A 17,502-nucleotide genomic window follows, 5' to 3' on the forward strand; every position below is an offset into this window, starting at 1 on the left:
TCCCAGGAAGATCGGAGGGCAACACGCCGTCTACGCGACCGCAGATCTCAGCGCCGGGCGTAGATGTCTTCGTACCGAATGATGTCATCCTCACCCAGGTAGCTGCCGGTTTGAACTTCGATCAGCACCATGGGAACTTTGCCTGGGTTTTCCATTCGGTGAACCGCGCCCAAAGGAATGTAGACCGATTGGTTTTCGGAGAGGAGCTGAACTTCATCGTCGATAGTGATCTTTGCGGTGCCTTCCACAACAATCCAATGTTCAGACCGATGGTGATGGGATTGCAGGCTGAGCGCTGCCCCGGGGTGAACATGGATGCGTTTGACTTGGAATCTGTCGCCAACCACCAGGCTTTCGAACCAACCCCAGGGGCGATGATCAACCGGCAGCAACTCTGCCTGTTTCGCACCTTTGGCTTTCAATGCCGACACAGCCAGTTTGACATCTTGCGACCTGTCCATGCTGGCGACCAAAACAGCGTCCGGCATGGCGACCGCCACTATGTTTTCCAAACCCAGTGCCACGACTTCTTGCGAAGGCGACTCGGACCGGATCAGAACGTTATTGCAGTCGATTGTGGTCACTTCGCCGGTTGTGGCAACGCCGTCGTCATCGGGATGGGTCAGTTCCTGTACAGCCGTCCAGCTGCCCACATCCGACCAACCCGCAGCATAAGGAACAACGCTGAGGTTCGATGCCTTTTCCATGACAGCATAGTCGATCGAGATATCGTCAACCTTCGACCACGCCGCGGCATCTAACCGCAGAAAACCCAAATCCGTTTGGGCATCTGCAACGGCTTGTTTCACAGGCTCGATCAGAGCCGTTGCATGCTGCTCAAAAGCCGCGATGATGTCGCGCACAGCAAACAGGAAAATACCTGAATTCCAAAGGTAGCTGCCATCCGCCAGCATAGTGTTGGCATTGTCCAGATCAGGCTTTTCGACGAAGCGATCCAGAGGCACCGCGGCGCCTGATGCATCCGGTGCGTGGCTGAGTTTCAGGTAACCATAACCCGTTTCCGGACGATCCGGAGTGATACCAAAGGTAACAAGGTCGCCGCGGTCCTTGATGACCCGTACACCTTCGTCAACGGCGCGATGGAACGCAGGTTTGTCAGGCACAACGTGGTCAGAAGGTGCTACCAGCATGACAGCGTCTGGGTCAGTCGACTCCAGATACAAGGCTGCCGCCAAAACAGCCGGAGCGGTGTTGCGCCCTTCGGGCTCGATGAGGATCGGTCCGGGGTCTACGCTGACTGCAGTAAGCTGCTCAGGCACGACAAAACGAAACGCTTCGTTGGTTAAGATCAAAGGCTTGGCATAAGGTGCCTTCTTAGGCCCCCGCATCCGTTCAGCACAATCCTGCAGCAGGCTTGTCTCACCAATCAGTGGTACAAACTGCTTGGGATAGCTTTTCCGGGACAGGGGCCACAAACGGGTCCCTGACCCACCGCACAGAATGACGGGATAGACGGAATTCATAACTTTGGTGCCTTTGAGCTGCTGTTGCCAAACGGTATCGCTTTAATTGCGATCAAGGGAAAGGCCTGTAGTTACTGTGCCGCTTTTCCCGTGGCAACGATGTCATGCAGATATTCGCTCAGATCGCCGCTCAGGTCATCACGTGCCAAAGCAAAGGCCACTGTGGCTTGCAAGAACCCTGATTTCGAGCCGCAGTCAAACCGTTGACCTTTGAATTTGTACCCAAAAACCGGCACGCCATTAATAATGTCTTCAGCAATCGCGTCGGTCAGCTGAATTTCTCCGCCGCTACCTGCTTTCAGTTTGTTCAAATTGTACAAGACCGAGGGGCCAAGAACGTAGCGTCCGATCACGGCAAGGTTGGACGGGGCTTCTTCGGGCTTTGGCTTTTCGATCATCCCTTTGGCACGGACAACGGTCCCAACGTTTGAGCCTACATCCAGAACACCATAAGAGCTGGTTTTTTCGGGCGGGACTTCCATTGCTGCAACCATGTTGCCACCGGTTTCTTCGTAGGCCTCAATCATCTGCTGCAGGCAGGGCTTATCTGCCGCGATCACATCGTCTGGTAGCATCACAGCAAAGGGTTCGTCCCCAATCAAGCGGCGGGCGCACCACACGGCATGACCCAGACCCAGCGCCTTGTGCTGACGAATATAGGCAATCGCTCCACTTTCCATATTGGTCGCATTCAGTGTCTCAAGCAGTTCGTCCTTGCCCTTTGCCTTCAACTCCTGTTCCAAAACAAGGTTGTGGTCAAAATAATCCTCAAGCGCGGATTTCCCGCGCGAAGTGACAAAAATGAATTCCTTGATCCCTGCAGCACGCGCTTCGTCGATGGCGTATTGCACCAAGGGACGGTCGACCAGGGTCATGATCTCTTTTGGGACAGATTTGGTTGCAGGCAAAAACCGCGTGCCCAGCCCTGCTACGGGAAAAATCGCTTTCGTGACCTTGCGTGCCATGGTGCCTCTCGAATTCAAATTAGCCGGAAGATTTGAACCCCTCCGGAATGCCCTCATAAGCTTTGAGGTCAGATCAATCAATCATACCCGGAAAACCGGGCGCCAATCAGTCAAATCGTGCCACCTTGGGCAGGCGGAGTCAAAATGAACCAACAGTTTGGCTTAAATGATGCACCCATGTTTGCCGAATGCTGGAGATCATTGAGCGAGACTCGCGAGTGTTTGCACACAAGGCGGGGTCATTGGCGGGGGTACTCCCCGAAGCCAAAAAAGCTGGCCCCGGGGCAGGTGATCAGGCTTTTGCCATGATGACGTCCAGCGAATCGTGTTCTGCCACGAAATGATCCGGAGCAACCTCGCTAAGCTTTGGGACGTAGTCTGTTTCACCGGCGGAAAGTCGGCTGGGCAGGAACCGCAGCGCGGCCTTCGGATCCATGGGTGAGGGCAATTCGCCCGGCAGCTTCAGCCGCGTGCGGCTGCGTTCCACATCTGGGTCTGGGATTGGAACAGCCGATATGAGCGATTGGGTGTAGGGGTGGACGGGTTTGGAACAGACCACCTCTCCATCGCCCAGCTCGACGATCCGGCCCAAATAAAGAACCATGATCCGGTTCGAAATAGCTCGCACAACAGACAAGTCATGACTGATGAAGATCATCGACAGCCCGAACTCTTGCTGCAATTCGCGCAGCAATGCTACGATCTGGGCCTGAATCGAGACGTCCAGGGCCGAGACTGCTTCGTCGCAGATGATCAGTTTGGGCTTGTTGATCATCGCCCGGGCAATGCCGACCCGCTGGTTTTGACCACCGGACAGCTCATGCGGGTACCGGTTGATCATGTTGGCCTTCAAGCCAACACGCTCCATCATCTCTGCGACCATCTCTTTGCGTTCCCGTTCAGTCAGGTCGGGGCGATAAGTTTTTAGCGGCTCGGCAATCGATGCCGAAATCGTCATCCGCGGATCGAGACTGGCAAGCGGATCCTGGAACACGATCTGCAAGTCCTTGCGGTACTTGTTCAACTCGGCCCGTCTCAATCCCACGATCGGATGACCCAACCAACTGACATTGCCTGCGCTGGGTTCAATTAGCTGCAAAACAGCCCGTGCCAAAGTGGATTTCCCGCAGCCGGACTCGCCAACAACACCCAGTGTTTCGCCTTTGCGAATGTCAAAGCTGACACCGTCAACCGCCTTGAGTGGAACCTTGTGCCCAAACAGTCCACCCGAGACGTGGATTGGGAAGTGAACCTTGACGTCGTCAACCTTAAGCATTGGTTCTTCGACATTGGCCAGGGCTTTAGGCGCATCTCCCGCGTCGATCCGAGGCATCGCCTCAAGCAGGGTCCGGGTGTAGTCATGTTTTGGTGCCTGGAAGATTTCGCGCGTGTCGCCAGCTTCGACAAACTCACCCAAACGCATCACCTGAATGCGATCACACATGCGTGCCACAACGCCCATATCATGTGTGATCAGGGCAATCGCGGTACCTTCGTCCTTCTGCAGCCGAACCATCAGGTCCAGAATGTCCGCCTGTACGGTGACATCAAGCGCTGTCGTAGGTTCATCGGCGATCAGCAGTTTTGGATTGCACAGCATCGACATGGCAATCATGACGCGCTGGCGCATTCCGCCGGACAATTCGTGTGGATACTGATCCAGTCGCCGCTTGGCTTCCGGGATACGGACGCGATCCAGCCAGTCCAGACAACGCGCGCGCGCCGCTGCGCCTTGCATACCTTCATGAACCTGCAACACTTCTCGCATTTGTTGACCAATCCGCAGATGCGGAGTCAGTGCCGTCAGTGGATCCTGAAAGATCATGCCCACATCATCACCACGGATCTGGTTCAGCTTGTTGACGGGCAGGTTCAGAATTTCCTCACCATTCAGCAGTGCTGACCCAGTCGCAAGACCAGCCGGCGGTAGCAGGCCCATGGCTGCCATGAAGGTTTGGCTTTTGCCTGACCCGCTTTCACCGACGATGCCCAGACATTCACCTGGATTGATGTCAAAGCTGATGTTTTTGACAGCCTCGACAACACCATCGGCGGTGTCGAATTTGACGCTCAGGTCCTTTACAGAAAACAGTGACATATCAGCGATCCTTTGGGTCCAGAGCATCACGCAATCCATCCCCGATGAAGAACATCGTGATGATAATGGCGACGTAGAATGTCAGCGGGTACATCAGTTGCCACAGAGTGCCGTATCCCATGGTTCCGGCCCCTTCGGCGATCAGACGCCCCAGCGACGTATAAGGTTCCGAAATCCCAAGACCGAGGAATGAGATGAAGCTTTCGGTGAGGATCATTTCTGGCACCAGCAGCGAGGCGTACACGATTACCACTCCCAGAAGATTGGGCAGGATATGGCGGTACATGATGGTGAACTCGCTGACACCCGCCGCGCGGGCGGCCTCGATAAACTCGCGGTTCTTCAGGGTCAGAGTTTGCCCCCTTACAATTCGCGCCATGGTCAGCCAACCCACGGCCCCAAGCGCAATGAACAACATAAAGAACGACCGACCCGCCACAACCAGCAGCAAAATGATGATAAGTGTGGCTGGGATCGCCAACAGAATGTCGACAAAGCGCATCATCGCACCATCAACGCGACCACCGATGTAACCTGCGGCGATGCCATAGCAAGTGCCGACGATCAGTGCCGTTGCAGCCCCGATCAGACCCACCAACAGAGATGTGGTCGTCGCCTGGATGACCCGGCTATACAGGTCGCGCCCCAGATCATCGACGCCAAAATAGTGTCCGGTTTCGAGCGAGGGCATGCCCATACCGCGCACGTCCCCCATAACGTTCCAGTCGATTTCTTCGTTGTCCCAAACGGCGAAATAGGGACCGATGATCGTGAACAGGACGATCAGGCCCAGAATAAAGACACTCGCCATTGCGGCTTTGTTGCGGACGAACCGCATGCGCGCGTCCTGCCAGAGTGAACGCCCCTGAACGACCGTGAAATCGGTGATTTCTTCGGCCAGATGGGCGGCTTTTTGTGATTTTCCAAGCATTGCCAGCCCCTCAGTAGCGGATTTTCGGATCGAACCAGGCATAAGCCAGGTCGGTCAGCAGGTTCACGACGACAGTCAACGCGCCATACAGGATCGTGACGCCCAACAGCACCGCATAGTCTCGCGACAGGGCCGAGCCGACATAGGCTTGCCCCAGACCACCGGTTGAGAAATAGATGTCGACGAAAACCGAGCCGGTCAGCACGTAGACAAAGACCGGTCCCAGATAGGACACCACCGGCAACAACGTGGGTTTCAGCGCATGGCGCCAGATTACGGTTCTGGTCGGCAGGCCCTTGGCGCGGGCGGTGCGAATGAAGTTCGAATTCAAAACCTCTAACATCGAAGACCGGGTGATCCGTGCTATGGATCCCATGTAAGATGTCGCCAATGCGATCACCGGCATGATCAGGTACTGCCACTGCCCTCCATTCCAGCCACCACCTGGCAGCCATCCCAGCCACAAAGTGAAGGTCAAGATCAGGATTGGACCCATGATAAAGTTTGGCAGCGCTTGCGCCGCAATCCCCAGACCCACAGCGAAATAGTCGATCCAGCTGTTGTGTTTTATGGCTGCAGCAATGCCGAGGCTGACGCCCACGGCGGTCGCGACGAGAAACGACAATGACCCGTAGGTCAGAGAGATTGGAAAGCCCTGTGCAATGATGTCATTCACGTCCCGGTCCTTGAACTTAAAAGACGGGCCGAAATCGAAATGCACCACGATGTTGTAGAGATAATCCCAAAGCTGCTTCCAAAGCGGTTGGTCCAACCCGTATCGCGCCTCGATATTGGCCAAAACTGCGGGTGGCAGAGGCCGTTCCGAGGTAAACGGCCCACCAGGCGCAAAGTGCATCAGAAAGAAACAAGCGACGATCAGCAATAGAATCGTCGGAATGGCAACCAGCAGTCGCCGCAAGCTATAGGCAAGCATTTCATGCCCCCATTATTGGCGCTGCCCCGGAAAGTGTTCCGGGGCAGCGCGTGATCAAAGGATGATTATTCGGCGAGCTTGTACAGGTTCTTCGAGTACCAGTTCTGCTCGACATTGTTCACCGGCCAGTTCCCGACATCGGTGTCCATCATGTAGACGCCAGCATAGTGGTAGACCGGGATAATTGGGGTTTCCTGCGCGATGATGCGCTCGACCTCGGTGTACAGAGGTGCCGGATCGTCTGACGTTTTGGCCTCGGCCAGCAATTCATCAACACGGGCGTTGGCGAATTTCCCGTCGTTGTAGCCAGAATCGGACTGCAACAGATCCAGGAAGGTCGAGGCTTCGTTGTAGTCGCCACACCATGCGCCACGGGCAAGATCAAAGTTCTGGTTGCCGCGCTCTTCCAGGAACACTTTCCATTCCATATTGGCCAGCTCGACCTGAACGCCCAGCTTTTGCTTCCACATCTGGCTTACCGCAACGGCGACCTTCTTGTGGTCTTCATTGGTATTGTAGACCATTTCAAAGCTCAACGGATTGTCGGGGCCGTAGCCCGCCTCGGCCAACAGTTCTTTAGCGAGCTCGTCCCGCTCTGACTGACTCATTGACGCCATTTCAACCGCTGGAACAGTAAAGCCTGCAGTTGCTTCGGGCGCAAAGGTATAGGCTGGCGGCTGGCCACCGGCCATCACTTTTTCGGTGATGATGTCGCGGTCCACGGCCAATGACAGCGCCTGGCGCACATTGGGGTCTTTGAACGCCTCGGGCCCATCTTCAGTCAGGTTGAATGTATAGTAATAGTTGCACAGGCGCGGGAAGCTTATGGCTTCGGTCGGATGTTCTTGGCTCAGGCGTGGGTATTGGCCGGCGGGGATTTCTGTCCGGTCTAGTTCGCCTGCAAGGTAACGCGTCAGAGCAACGTTTTCGTCGTTGATGACCAGGGTCACAACTTTGTCTAGGATGGTATTGTCATTGTCCCAGTACATTTCGTTGCGTTCACGTGTCGAACGTTCCTGCGGCAAATGTTCGGTCCAGATGTACGCACCATTCGAAACGATGTTTTCCGGCTTGGTCCAGGCATCGCCGAACTCTTCAACGACCTTCTGCGGTGCAGGGAAGGTGGTGGAATGCGTCGTCATTTGTGGGAAGTAAGGCAGCGGTGCGCTTAGGCGGACCTCCAAGGTTTTGTCGTCTATAGCCTTTACGCCCAAATCATCGATGGGCGCATTGCCCGCAATGATGTCGGCTGCATTCTCAATCGACATCAATTCCATGAACCAGGCGTAGGGCGAGGATAGCGCGGGATCGACGGCCCGTTTCCAAGCGTAGACGAAATCACCTGCGGTAACAGGATCACCATTCGACCACTTCGCATTATCGCGCAGTGTAAATGTATAAACGTCTTTGGTGTCGTTGACCTCATAGCCAGTTGCCACACCGGGAACCAGATTGCCGTCTTCATCCTGGTTCATCAGACCTTCAAACAGGTCGCGAACAATCTCGGCACCATATGTATCTTCGACGACTTGTGGGTCCACCGATGTATGTTCGTCGCCTAGGCGATAAATAAAGGTCTGATCATCTGCCAGTGCCTCGCCCGTTTCCGGGTGCGTGCCAGCTGCAAATGCAGCGCCTGTCATAAAGGTTGAGGTCAAAAGACCAGCCAGCGACGTTCGGATAACTTTGTTCATGATTTTTCTCCCATTTTTGGAGCCAGATAGCCGCCACCCGCAGGGATGACATCCGGCAACCGGTTTTGTCCGACATCGGCCGGGCTGCAGTCTTGATTGAATTTGGCTTTGCCAAGTCGCAATGAGCACTGCGTTGCGGCCTTCGATTTGCTGTCAGGAACGTAACTGCGAAAGCTTTCTTTCACTGCGGGGAAACGTGACATTTTTTTAGTAAAGGTAAAAGCCTTGCTGTGGAGGTTGATCAACCGAAGGCTGAAAATTTCGGTTTCGCCGGGCTGCTCTGAAACTTTGTGATCAATCAGCGCCTTGCTTCGACACATCTGTTAAAGGTGAGCTGCCAGGGCTGCTTCGGGCATCGAAATTTCCCATGCGCCAACGGTCATGTGGCGTCCGAAATCTAGCGAATCACCGGTAGAAGCTGGGGTGGGGCGGTCCGAAAGCCGGTAGATAGTTTCCCACAGATCTCAGGGAATCAATGTGGTCTTCATCTTCTTTTCGGGAAAGCACGTGGGTTTGCGACCGGTAGCCTCTTGCCAGCGCCCGACGGATCGGCGGGTTTTGAAACCCGGCAAACCATCTGCGCCTCCGACGTCGTGCCCCTGCCGCTCCAGGGCTTTCTGCATCCTGGCAACATCGGATCGATAGAGCCCACCGACTTGCCCCCATGCGCCGCGGAAATCGCCGACGCCATATTGAATCCGGTCACCCACGTGGCCGACGAACAACGCATAGAGGTCGCTCTTGTTGTATTCCTTGAGCACATAAAAATTAGGGGTAACCAGAAAGGCTGGTCCGTTGCGCCCTGCAGGCATCATCAGATACCCCTCTCCGGTTCGCTCATGTGCGGGAAAGGTTTTGCCCGAGACGCGCGTAACTCCCATTGCTTCCCAGTCGCGAATAAGGCGCCCCTGATCCGGTCCTTCCAATGCACATGAGACGGCCTGAGGGACTGTGACTTCGAACCCCCAATCGCGTCCCGCGACCCAGCCGTGTTGTGCCAGATAATTGGCGATTGAGGCGATCGTGTCGTCTTGGGATTCCCAAATGTCAGCGCGCCCGTCGCCATTGCCGTCTGCGGCGAATGCCAGAAAGCTTGAGGGCATGAATTGCGGCTGCCCCAGCGCACCCGCCCAGCTGCTTTTCATCGCGCGGCCTTTTATGTGACCAGCATCAGCTATCTGAAGCGCGGCAATCAATTCTTCAGTGAAATACTCTGCACGCGTGCTCATGAAGCCCTTGGTGGCGAGGACCTGAAAGGCGTCGTGACGGATAGGGACCTGGCCATAACCGCTTTCTCGTCCCCAGATCGCCAATATGATGCGGGCTGGGACGCCGGTTTTGGCTTCGGCGCGCGCAAGCGCTGTAGCGTGGCGGTTCGCCATTTTCCGTCCCATCGAAGTGGCGCCCTGAACTGAGCCCGCGTTGAAATACTTCCCGGGTGAGCCAAACTCGGCCTGTCTTTGTGTTTTGGGCGTTTTGGCCTTGCTGCCAGGTGCTACAAGATCCGGCAGATCCCAGTTCAGTGAAACCCCGGAAAAGGCCTGTGTCATCGTGTGCCGCGACACGCCTTGTGCGCGCGCTTGCGGCCAGATTGTGTCTTGTAGCCAGGATTGAAACTGCCGCTCAACAGATGCGCGGTCCTGGGCCAAGGCGCTGTGGGCCAACAGTGCAAGACCGACTGAAAAAAGAAGCGTGCGCATGCCTGCAATATGTGTCGCGGCCACGGCACTAAGTCAACGGGAAGGTGAATCCTCTGATGCTAAGGTAGGGATTCATGGTGGGAATACTGAAGTTTGACAACCGATGGTCAGGAAAAGCCTTGAGAAAATAGGAGTCTCTGCCGATAGTTGTACCAAGTTGAGTGCAGGAGAGGACTGTCAGTCATGACCACCACCAAAACGTCCCCTGCACCAGTTCCCATACTGTTGGCCCTTGGGTTTTTGGTGATCTCGGCACAGATGGCCGCGGCGAGTGATAGTTTTATGGATCCGCAAGGGCCAATCGCAGCTGCGCAAAGAACCCATATGTTGCGGGCGACCGTTTTGATTCTGGTCGCGGTCGTCCCTGTACTGGTTCTTGTGCCATTAATTGCGCTGCGGTATCGCCGCCGTAAGGGTGGTAACGCATCCTATACTCCCAATTGGGATTTCTCGGCCAAGCTTGAATTTCTGATGTGGGGTGTGCCTGTACTTATCGTGATCATTCTGTCCGTTTCTTTGTGGAAATCCACGCATCGGCTGGATCCCTACGCCGCTTCGTTTGGCGAGGAACCCGCGCTGAAGGTTCAGGTTGTTGGTTTGGATTGGAAATGGCTGTTCATTTATCCCGATCTGGGTATCGCAAGCGTGGGTGAGCTGGGAATTCCGGTCAAGCAGCAAGTTGCTGTGACACTGACAACGGATACCGTCATGCAGTCCTTCATGATCCCGGCGCTGGCCGGTCAGATTTACGCCATGCCGGGAATGACGACGCAGTTGCATCTGGTGGCGGATAGGCCAAAACAGATGCAAGGCGAAAACACGCAGTATAATGGCCGCGGGTTTACTAAGCAGAAATTTGAAACACTTGCCATGCAACCAGATGATTTCAGTGCATGGGTAGAGGAAGTTCGAAAGAACGGCATAGTACTTGATCAACAGACGTATCAGATACTGTCGATGCGAACGGACCGGGATGAGGTTCAAAAAGCGCTTGGGACCGCCCAGATGCCGACCAACGCTTTGTACTTCAATCTCGAAGACGGCGATCTGTTCCACTCAATCCTGCACCGATATCACAGCGGAGAGCCGCTCTCGGTGGATCAACAACCCGGAACCGTCGAATATGGGCAGGAGGCAAGCCAATGACAGCGACTGAGTCTGGGTTCTTTGGCCGTCTGAACTGGGATGCGTTGCCCATTGTTGGTCTGATTCAAGACCCCAACGCAAATGAGATCGTCGCCAATACCGCCGCTGGCATCGTGCTTGTTGGTGTTGTTGCGGTGGTCAGCCTGCTCACGTGGTTTCGATTGTGGGGTCCGCTCTGGCGCGATTGGCTCACCAGTGCTGACCACAAAAAAATCGGAATTATGTACATCGTGTTTGCGATCGTGATGCTTGCGCGCGGGGTACTCGAAGGTGTCGTGATGCGCGCCCAGCAGGCCGCCGGTCCAGGAGATGGGTTTCTGGAGGCTGAACACTTTGCGGAACTGTTCAGTACCCACGGCACGATCATGATATTCTTTGTCGCGGTTCCTTTTGTTTTTGGCATCGCGAACTTTGTGGTTCCGCTGATGATCGGCGCGCGGGACGTTGCCTTTCCGGTTTTGAACCAGATCAGTCTTGGCCTTACAGTTTCCGCTGGCATGATGCTTATGGTATCGCTGGTGGTCGGAGAATTCTCGACTGGGGGCTGGACCGCTTATCCGCCCTACACCGGCGCTGCGTTTAATCCAGGTGTGGGTCCGGATTACTGGATTTGGGCGATTGTGGTTTCAGGCGTCGGTACGACGCTGACGGGGCTTAACTTTGCGGTGACCATCTACAAGCTGCGCGCACCGGGTATGAAGTTCATGCGGCTGCCGATGTATTGCTGGACGATCATCTGCAGTTCTATCCTGCTTATCTTTGCGATGCCGCCTCTGGGCGTTGCAGCGCTGTTACTGGCGGCAGACAGGTACTTGGATTTCCATTTTTTCACCAACGACCTTGGTGGCAACATGATGAATTACGCCAACCTGTTCTGGTTGTTTGGTCACCCCGAAGTGTATCTGCTGGTCCTGCCCGCCTACGGTATCTATTCCGAGATCTTTGCGACCTTCTCGGCCAAGCGGCTTTATGGTTACAACTCATTGGTCATCGCGACTATGTCGATTGCGATCATGTCCTTCACGGTCTGGCTGCACCATTTCTTTACGATGGGTCAAAGCGCACTGATCAACGCGGTGTTTGGAATTGCCACGATGCTGATTGCCATCCCGACTGGCGTAAAAGTCTATGATTGGATGGCAACGCTATGGCGTGGGCGAATTCGGTTCACGGTTCCGATGCTTTACGGGTTGGCGTTTCTGATGCTTTTCGTCATTGGTGGGCTTAGCGGCGTGATCCTGGCCAATCCAACCGTCGACTATCAGGTTCACAACACCCTGTTTCTTGTCGCCCATTTCCACAATGTGCTGCTTCCGGGTGTTCTGTTCGGATTGCTGGCAGCTTACAACTACTGGTTTCCCAAGGCATTCGGTTTCCGCCTGAATGAGTTCTGGGGCCGTGTGTCGGTTGCACTTTGGACTGTTGGTTTCATGCTGACTTTCCTGCCGCTGTACTTTGTAGGCCTGATGGGCATGCCGCGCCGGTCCTTCAGTTGGGAAGACCCCAGCTTTCATCCCTACATGATCGTCGCCGTGATCGGAGCATTGGTCATCCTGGCGGCGCTGCTTTCGGTACTGGTTCAGCTTTGGGTCAGCATCCGCGACCGGGATAAGACTACAGCGCCCGTTGGCGATCCGTGGGACGGGCGCACCTTGGAATGGTCTATTCCGTCCCCGCCGCCACCTTACAACTTTGCAATCATTCCGCAGGTCACTGATCGCGATGACTTTGCGGCCGCCAAAGAACAGGCCAGGGCCTATCCAAAACCCGAAGCCTACGAGGATATCGAGATGTCGCGGAACACGGGCATTGGGTTCATCCTTTGCGTCCTTAGCGGCATCTGGATGTTTGCATTGGTCTGGTGGATCTGGTGGCTGGCCATATTGATAACGGCGCTGATTGTCTTGGCCATCATTGTCTGGAGCTTTGATACCAACACCGAACTTGTGATCCCGGCCGAAGAGGTTCGCAAAGAGCATGAGGCTTGGTTGGATCTGGTTCATGCCTCGGCCGCTGTGAACCGTGACCACGAAACCGCACCCGAGAACCGCGGCCTTGCCCGCCCTGATCTGGAGGCGGTGACATGAAGCGCGCACCCACTCACAGCTATCCTGGCATTAATCTGGGCCGTCGCCACGCCAGCGCCGATAAAGCCGCCGAGGTGGTGACTTTTGGTTTCTGGGTCTTTTTGATGAGCGATCTGGTCTATTTCGGCCTGATGTTCGCCATCTACATCACAATGATTGATGCGCAGGCGGGCGGTCCCGGCCCGCATGAACTGTTCGACCTGAAAAGCGTGTTTGCACAAACGCTGATCCTGCTGACAAGCAGCCTGACGGTTGGTCTTGCCATGTTGGCGTTGAAATACAACCTGCCAAGATCGCGCATCGTCCTGTGGTTTGGCGTGACATTGCTGCTTGGCCTTAGTTTTCTGGCGCTGGAAATCCGAGATTTCATGGCCATGGCCGAAAAAGGTGGCATCCCTCAGCGTAGTGGCTTTCTTTCGGCCTTCTTCGGGTTGGTGCCGCTACATGGGCTGCATGTGGCGGCAGGATGCCTATGGCTGATTGTGCTCGGCATTCAGTTGCGTGTGATGGGCATGACCGATCTGGTCATCTCGCGCGTGGTTCGGTTGGCACTGTTCTGGCACTTCTTGGACCTGATCTGGATCGGCATCATCACGATCGTGTATTTCGGAGGGCTGACCTATGGATAACCGGACCGAAATGCACCGGCGCGAACGGCGGCGCTATGTCATTGGATATGGCGGTTCGCTTCTACTGACACTGCTCATGTTTGGCGTCGCCTATCAGTATGGCATCGAAACGGTGGGGGTCTACCTGACCATTGGCCTACTGGGCCTCGCCCAATTGATCGTGCAGCTCGTCTATTTTCTGCATATCGACCGGCGTCGCAGCAGCCGGGAAGATTTGGACCTGATCCTGTTTTCGACACTTGTCCTGCTGATCATCATCCTCGGGACAATCTGGATCTTGGGCAATCTGTCGATCCGCATGCATATGGACATGATGTAAAAACTCCGCGTCATGAGACGGAAGGAAGCGCGCTTGAAATCCCTCAAATCTGTTGCTGTTGTTGTCATGCTGGGTGCCATCACCGTTGGGCTGGTGCTGTATTGGCGTTACGACGAAAGATACCCGTCGACCAAAGACGCATATATCGGTGCCAATATCATTTATGTGGCGGCACAGGTGACGGGGCAGGTGGCAGAGGTGCATGTCGTCGAAAACCAGCCGATCAAGACTGGTGATCTCTTGTTCTCGATAGATGACACGCAATTCAAGGCGTCAGTGGATCAGGCCAAGGCGGATCTGGACAGTTCGGTACAACAGGCCAAATCCTATTCAACGCAAATCACAGCCGCCGAGGCATCGGTCGCAAGTGCGCAATCCGCATATGAGACGGCAGATAAAAGCCTGGAACGCGCCAAGGCGTTGCACGCCAGCGGAGACTTGGCACAAGCCTCGCTGGATCAGACAACTTCGGCATTTGCGCAGGCGTCGGCGCGGTTGACCACCAGCCAATCCAGTCTGTTGGCATTACAGAGCGGCTTGGCGGCGAAGCAGGATGGCATACTGTCTTCGCAAGCGCAGCTTGAGATCGCCAAAGCCAACCAGGCATGGACCAAGGTGTTTGCAACAGCTGATGGTTGGATTGCCAATCTGAGTCTGCGCCCCGGATCATCCGTGTCTGCCAACGCGCCTCAGTTTTCGATCGTTGAATCAACGGATTGGTGGGTGGATGCCAATTTCAAGGAAACCTCGCTGCCCCGTATTCGTCCCGGTCAACCCGTGACGGTGCACGTCGACATGTTGCCGGGCGTGGCTCTGACCGGCAAAGTCGCATCCATCGGTAGGGGATCGGGCGACACCTTTTCCCTGCTGCCATCCGAGAATTCCAGTGGAAACTGGGTCAAAGTAACCCGGCGCTTCCCAGTGAGGATCGATCTTGATCCGACCGAAGCCACATTGCGTGTTGGCGGCAGCAGCAAGGTTATTGTCGACACAACGGGGTCTTCGGACAGAAAATGACGCCGTCCGCGACCAGCGCCATCAATAAGGTGATCGTGGTGGCCGTCGTGCTCAGCGCCGTGCTCGAAGTATTGGACAGCACGATCGTTAATGTGGCGTTGCCGCATATTCAGGCGGCTTTTGGTGCGACGTCTGATCAGGCAACATGGATCTTAACCAGCTATATCGTCTCGGCCGTCGTTGTGATGCCGCTGACCGGTTTTGTGGCACGGCGCGTTGGACGACGTCGTTTGATCCTGACAGCGGTCACCGGGTTTGCAGTGATGTCGATCATGTGTGGCCTGTCCTGGAGTCTTGAGACCATTGTGGTGTTCAGGCTGGCGCAAGGCATGTTTGGTGCCTTCCTGATCCCTCTGTCGCAATCCATCCTGTTTGACGCCTTCCCGCGCGAGAAACGCGGCCAGGCCATGGCGGTGTTTGGTCTCGGAGTTGTCGTGGCCCCGGTGCTCGGGCCGACCGTGGGTGCGATCCTGACTGAGTATTTCACATGGCGGATGGTGTTTTTCGTCAATCTACCCGTCGCAGCGATGGCATTGCTTCTACTGGCCGGAGAGCTCCCGGATGACGAAACCGAAGAGATTAAGATCGATTGGAAGGGTTTGGCGCTGCTGGCGCTTGGCATTGGCTGCCTGCAGTTCGTTCTCGACCAGGGAGAGACCAAGGATTGGCTATCGTCGCGGGTTATCCAAGTCACAGCGATTGCATCGGTTCTCGGTGCCTTGGGTTTCATTGCCCACGGCCTGACGGCCAAGACTTCGGTCGTAGACCTTCGCCTCTTCGCCGATCGCAACTTTGCGTTGTGCAACCTGATCATTGCCGGTTTTGCTATCTCTCTGTTTGGCGGCATCGCCATCTTGCCGACCTTTGTGCAAAACCTTTTGGACTACCCTGTTATCGTCTCGGGCCATCTGTTCATTCCCCGCGGTATAGCAGCGGGGCTTTCGATGGTTCTGACTGGTGCTGTTCTGGTCACCCGGTTTGACCCACGCGTCTTGGCTGGTGTCGGGTTGCTGTTAACAGCCCTCGGGAACTTCATGCTGGGCGCGCTCAACATGAATGCAGGGTTTTGGCAACTTGCCTGGCCGGGGGCAGTCAGCGGGCTGGGCATGGGTTTGGTGTTTGTGCCAATGTCGATACTGGCGTTCGAGAGCATCAGCCAAACCCGGCAGGATGAAGCTTCGGGTTTGTTCAATGTCACCCGTCAGCTGGGATCGTCAATCGGGATATCCTTGGTCGGCACATGGGTGGTCCGGGGCTTGCAAACCAATACCGCGGTACTGAGCCAGAATGTGACACCCTACAACCCGGCGGCTCAGGCCTATCTGCAGCCCCTGGGTCTGACCCCCGATAGCGCCGAGGGCGCTGCAATCCTGGGCCAGGAAATTGCGCGTCAGGCAGAGCTTATTTCGTATCTGACAGTGTTCAACAATCTGGGTCTGTTGGCATTTGCTACGATACCCCTACTCTTCTTCTGCCGCGCATCGAAACCGGGCACCCAGCCTACGGTGCATGCCCATTAGCGCATTATGACAAGGCCTAACCACAGCGCAAGCCAACACAGGATCAAACTGATCAGGATGTTTCCTGCGGCCAGTGCAATCGTGCGTTCCCGGCGCAGCTCAAGGGATTGGTAAGCAAAGCTGGAGAACGTCGTGAAGCCACCGCAAAATCCAAAGACCAGCCGTTTTTCTTCTTCGCCCATCGAGACCGGTCCACCCAGATAGCCAATCCAAAGGCCCAGAAGCAGGCTGCCAAGCACATTAACGATTAGGGTAGACAACGGCAGATCATGACTGATCCGCAAAGCCAGCCAATGCCGCAATACTGCGCCCAGGCCACCGCCCAAACCAAACATTGCGTGAAGAAACAGGTCTGTCATCCAGGACGGCTTTCTGAACAAAAGCGTCGCCCCAGAGCCTCGCCTAAAATAGCGGCAGCAAGGCCAAAGAAAATCTCCAGCCCTGCGGCGGCAGGGATCGTCCAGATGTTGGTGGTTGCCAGTCTTTCAAGCTCGGCCACGAAGGAAGAGAATGTCGACAACCCCCCGCAAAACCCCACCGCACCCAAATGCAGAACATGGGCATGGACCCGATGGCGTATTGAGTACAGCCAGCCCAGAATGAAACACGCAGCAACATTGATGCCAAAAGTTGCGGTCAGAAACGATGCCCCGGGGATTTCTAACGAAAACGCCTCGCGGAGCAAGGACCCGAGCGCGCCCCCGGCAAAGACGGCCAGAAACATCAGGGTCCGGCCGTTGGTCGCTGCTGGGGGTTCAGTCTTTGCCAAGCGTGTGGCCTCGTTCCGTGATCTGTTCCGCATACAGATTGCCCGGGATCGGATCAACAGCTGCTGAGCCAGATAACCCGTTTTCTGCCACACCCGAAAGGGCAACCGGCTTTACCAAACGCTTGCAATTCAACGCATAACTGTTCCACGTTGGATTTGTTGCTGTGAGTTCAGCATCTCCAGTCTATTAAGGCCACGCCTTTTAGGCG

General features: G+C 55.5%; 16 protein-coding genes. 6 read left to right on the forward strand and 10 right to left on the reverse strand.

The features are described 5' to 3' along the window. Positions 1-47: 47 nt before the first annotated feature. The 8 genes from Q1B13_RS15000 to Q1B13_RS15035 all read right to left on the reverse strand — a co-directional run bounded on the left by Q1B13_RS15000 (position 48) and on the right by Q1B13_RS15035 (position 9,806). On the reverse strand, positions 48-1,484 hold the full coding sequence (locus tag Q1B13_RS15000; RefSeq protein ID WP_299081495.1) for a mannose-1-phosphate guanylyltransferase/mannose-6-phosphate isomerase: 1,437 nt from the start codon (positions 1,482-1,484) through the stop codon (positions 48-50). A gap of 71 nt (positions 1,485-1,555) precedes the next feature. Next, the gene (gene galU / locus Q1B13_RS15005) at positions 1,556-2,449 is read right to left on the reverse strand and encodes a UTP--glucose-1-phosphate uridylyltransferase GalU (protein ID WP_298936302.1); all 894 of its coding nucleotides are present in this window, start codon (positions 2,447-2,449) and stop codon (positions 1,556-1,558) included. A gap of 292 nt (positions 2,450-2,741) precedes the next feature. Continuing rightward, a complete protein-coding gene (locus Q1B13_RS15010; protein WP_299081492.1) occupies positions 2,742-4,547 on the reverse strand; it encodes an ABC transporter ATP-binding protein in 1,806 nt (601 codons plus the stop codon). Between the two features lies 1 nt (position 4,548). Beyond that, a complete protein-coding gene (locus tag Q1B13_RS15015) occupies positions 4,549-5,478 on the reverse strand; it encodes an ABC transporter permease subunit (RefSeq protein ID WP_298936304.1) in 930 nt (309 codons plus the stop codon). A gap of 10 nt (positions 5,479-5,488) precedes the next feature. Further along, positions 5,489-6,412, reverse strand: a complete 924-nt coding sequence (oppB, locus tag Q1B13_RS15020; protein WP_298936305.1) for an oligopeptide ABC transporter permease OppB — start codon at positions 6,410-6,412, stop codon at positions 5,489-5,491. 65 nt (positions 6,413-6,477) lie between these two features. Beyond that, positions 6,478-8,106, reverse strand: a complete 1,629-nt coding sequence (locus tag Q1B13_RS15025) for a peptide ABC transporter substrate-binding protein (protein ID WP_299081489.1) — start codon at positions 8,104-8,106, stop codon at positions 6,478-6,480. Further along, complete coding sequence (locus tag Q1B13_RS15030) at positions 8,103-8,351, reverse strand: hypothetical protein (RefSeq protein ID WP_299081486.1); 249 nt, start codon at positions 8,349-8,351, stop codon at positions 8,103-8,105. The genes Q1B13_RS15025 and Q1B13_RS15030 overlap by 4 nt, the downstream gene beginning before the upstream one ends. A 219-nt stretch (positions 8,352-8,570) precedes the next feature. Next, on the reverse strand, positions 8,571-9,806 hold the full coding sequence (locus Q1B13_RS15035; protein ID WP_299081483.1) for a lytic murein transglycosylase: 1,236 nt from the start codon (positions 9,804-9,806) through the stop codon (positions 8,571-8,573). A 183-nt stretch (positions 9,807-9,989) separates the two neighbouring features. Here Q1B13_RS15035 and Q1B13_RS15040 point away from each other — a divergent pair, with 183 nt between their 5' ends. Genes Q1B13_RS15040 through Q1B13_RS15065 form a run of 6 tightly spaced genes read left to right on the forward strand, consistent with a single transcriptional unit; the run spans position 9,990 to position 16,524 of the window. Further along, positions 9,990-10,952 (forward strand): cytochrome ubiquinol oxidase subunit II, encoded by a 963-nt coding sequence (locus Q1B13_RS15040; RefSeq protein ID WP_299081480.1) that lies wholly within the window; start codon positions 9,990-9,992, stop codon positions 10,950-10,952. Further along, positions 10,949-13,039, forward strand: coding sequence for a cbb3-type cytochrome c oxidase subunit I (locus Q1B13_RS15045; RefSeq protein WP_299081477.1), 2,091 nt, complete (start codon positions 10,949-10,951; stop codon positions 13,037-13,039). The genes Q1B13_RS15040 and Q1B13_RS15045 overlap by 4 nt, the downstream gene beginning before the upstream one ends. After that, positions 13,036-13,668 (forward strand): cytochrome c oxidase subunit 3, encoded by a 633-nt coding sequence (locus Q1B13_RS15050; RefSeq protein WP_298936311.1) that lies wholly within the window; start codon positions 13,036-13,038, stop codon positions 13,666-13,668. The genes Q1B13_RS15045 and Q1B13_RS15050 overlap by 4 nt, the downstream gene beginning before the upstream one ends. Further along, positions 13,661-13,987 (forward strand): cytochrome C oxidase subunit IV family protein, encoded by a 327-nt coding sequence (locus Q1B13_RS15055; protein ID WP_298936312.1) that lies wholly within the window; start codon positions 13,661-13,663, stop codon positions 13,985-13,987. The genes Q1B13_RS15050 and Q1B13_RS15055 overlap by 8 nt, the downstream gene beginning before the upstream one ends. 33 nt (positions 13,988-14,020) lie before the next feature. Then, complete coding sequence (locus tag Q1B13_RS15060; RefSeq protein WP_299081475.1) at positions 14,021-15,004, forward strand: HlyD family secretion protein; 984 nt, start codon at positions 14,021-14,023, stop codon at positions 15,002-15,004. Next, positions 15,001-16,524, forward strand: a complete 1,524-nt coding sequence (locus tag Q1B13_RS15065) for a DHA2 family efflux MFS transporter permease subunit (RefSeq protein ID WP_299081472.1) — start codon at positions 15,001-15,003, stop codon at positions 16,522-16,524. Before Q1B13_RS15060 ends, Q1B13_RS15065 begins: the two co-directional genes overlap by 4 nt. On the opposite strand, the gene crcB is transcribed toward Q1B13_RS15065, so the two are convergent. Together crcB and Q1B13_RS15075 are read right to left on the reverse strand one after the other, a co-directional pair. Beyond that, positions 16,521-16,883: a fluoride efflux transporter CrcB gene (crcB, locus tag Q1B13_RS15070; protein ID WP_299081469.1), complete on the reverse strand. Its 363-nt coding sequence runs from the start codon at positions 16,881-16,883 to the stop codon at positions 16,521-16,523. The genes Q1B13_RS15065 and crcB overlap by 4 nt on opposite strands. Continuing rightward, on the reverse strand, positions 16,880-17,293 hold the full coding sequence (locus Q1B13_RS15075) for a CrcB family protein (RefSeq protein WP_299081466.1): 414 nt from the start codon (positions 17,291-17,293) through the stop codon (positions 16,880-16,882). The genes crcB and Q1B13_RS15075 overlap by 4 nt, the downstream gene beginning before the upstream one ends. Positions 17,294-17,502: the final 209 nt, after the last annotated feature.

It is taken from the genome of uncultured Ruegeria sp., assembly GCF_947489545.1.
Lineage (GTDB): Bacteria > Pseudomonadota > Alphaproteobacteria > Rhodobacterales > Rhodobacteraceae > Ruegeria.

Excerpts from the sequence above, each read along its gene's own strand:
- Q1B13_RS15010 (WP_299081492.1), bottom strand. The coding sequence starts at position 4,547 with ATGTCACTGTTTTCTGTAAAGGACCTGAGCGTCAAATTCGACACCGCC.
- oppB (WP_298936305.1), bottom strand. The coding sequence starts at position 6,412 with ATGCTTGCCTATAGCTTGCGGCGACTGCTGGTTGCCATTCCGACGATT.
- Q1B13_RS15065 (WP_299081472.1), top strand. The coding sequence starts at position 15,001 with ATGACGCCGTCCGCGACCAGCGCCATCAATAAGGTGATCGTGGTGGCC.
- Q1B13_RS15015 (WP_298936304.1), bottom strand. The coding sequence starts at position 5,478 with ATGCTTGGAAAATCACAAAAAGCCGCCCATCTGGCCGAAGAAATCACC.
- Q1B13_RS15045 (WP_299081477.1), top strand. The coding sequence starts at position 10,949 with ATGACAGCGACTGAGTCTGGGTTCTTTGGCCGTCTGAACTGGGATGCG.
- Q1B13_RS15000 (WP_299081495.1), bottom strand. The coding sequence starts at position 1,484 with ATGAATTCCGTCTATCCCGTCATTCTGTGCGGTGGGTCAGGGACCCGT.
- galU (WP_298936302.1), bottom strand. The coding sequence starts at position 2,449 with ATGGCACGCAAGGTCACGAAAGCGATTTTTCCCGTAGCAGGGCTGGGC.
- Q1B13_RS15050 (WP_298936311.1), top strand. The coding sequence starts at position 13,036 with ATGAAGCGCGCACCCACTCACAGCTATCCTGGCATTAATCTGGGCCGT.
- Q1B13_RS15035 (WP_299081483.1), bottom strand. The coding sequence starts at position 9,806 with ATGCGCACGCTTCTTTTTTCAGTCGGTCTTGCACTGTTGGCCCACAGC.
- Q1B13_RS15040 (WP_299081480.1), top strand. The coding sequence starts at position 9,990 with ATGACCACCACCAAAACGTCCCCTGCACCAGTTCCCATACTGTTGGCC.
- crcB (WP_299081469.1), bottom strand. The coding sequence starts at position 16,883 with ATGACAGACCTGTTTCTTCACGCAATGTTTGGTTTGGGCGGTGGCCTG.
- Q1B13_RS15055 (WP_298936312.1), top strand. The coding sequence starts at position 13,661 with ATGGATAACCGGACCGAAATGCACCGGCGCGAACGGCGGCGCTATGTC.
- Q1B13_RS15025 (WP_299081489.1), bottom strand. The coding sequence starts at position 8,106 with ATGAACAAAGTTATCCGAACGTCGCTGGCTGGTCTTTTGACCTCAACC.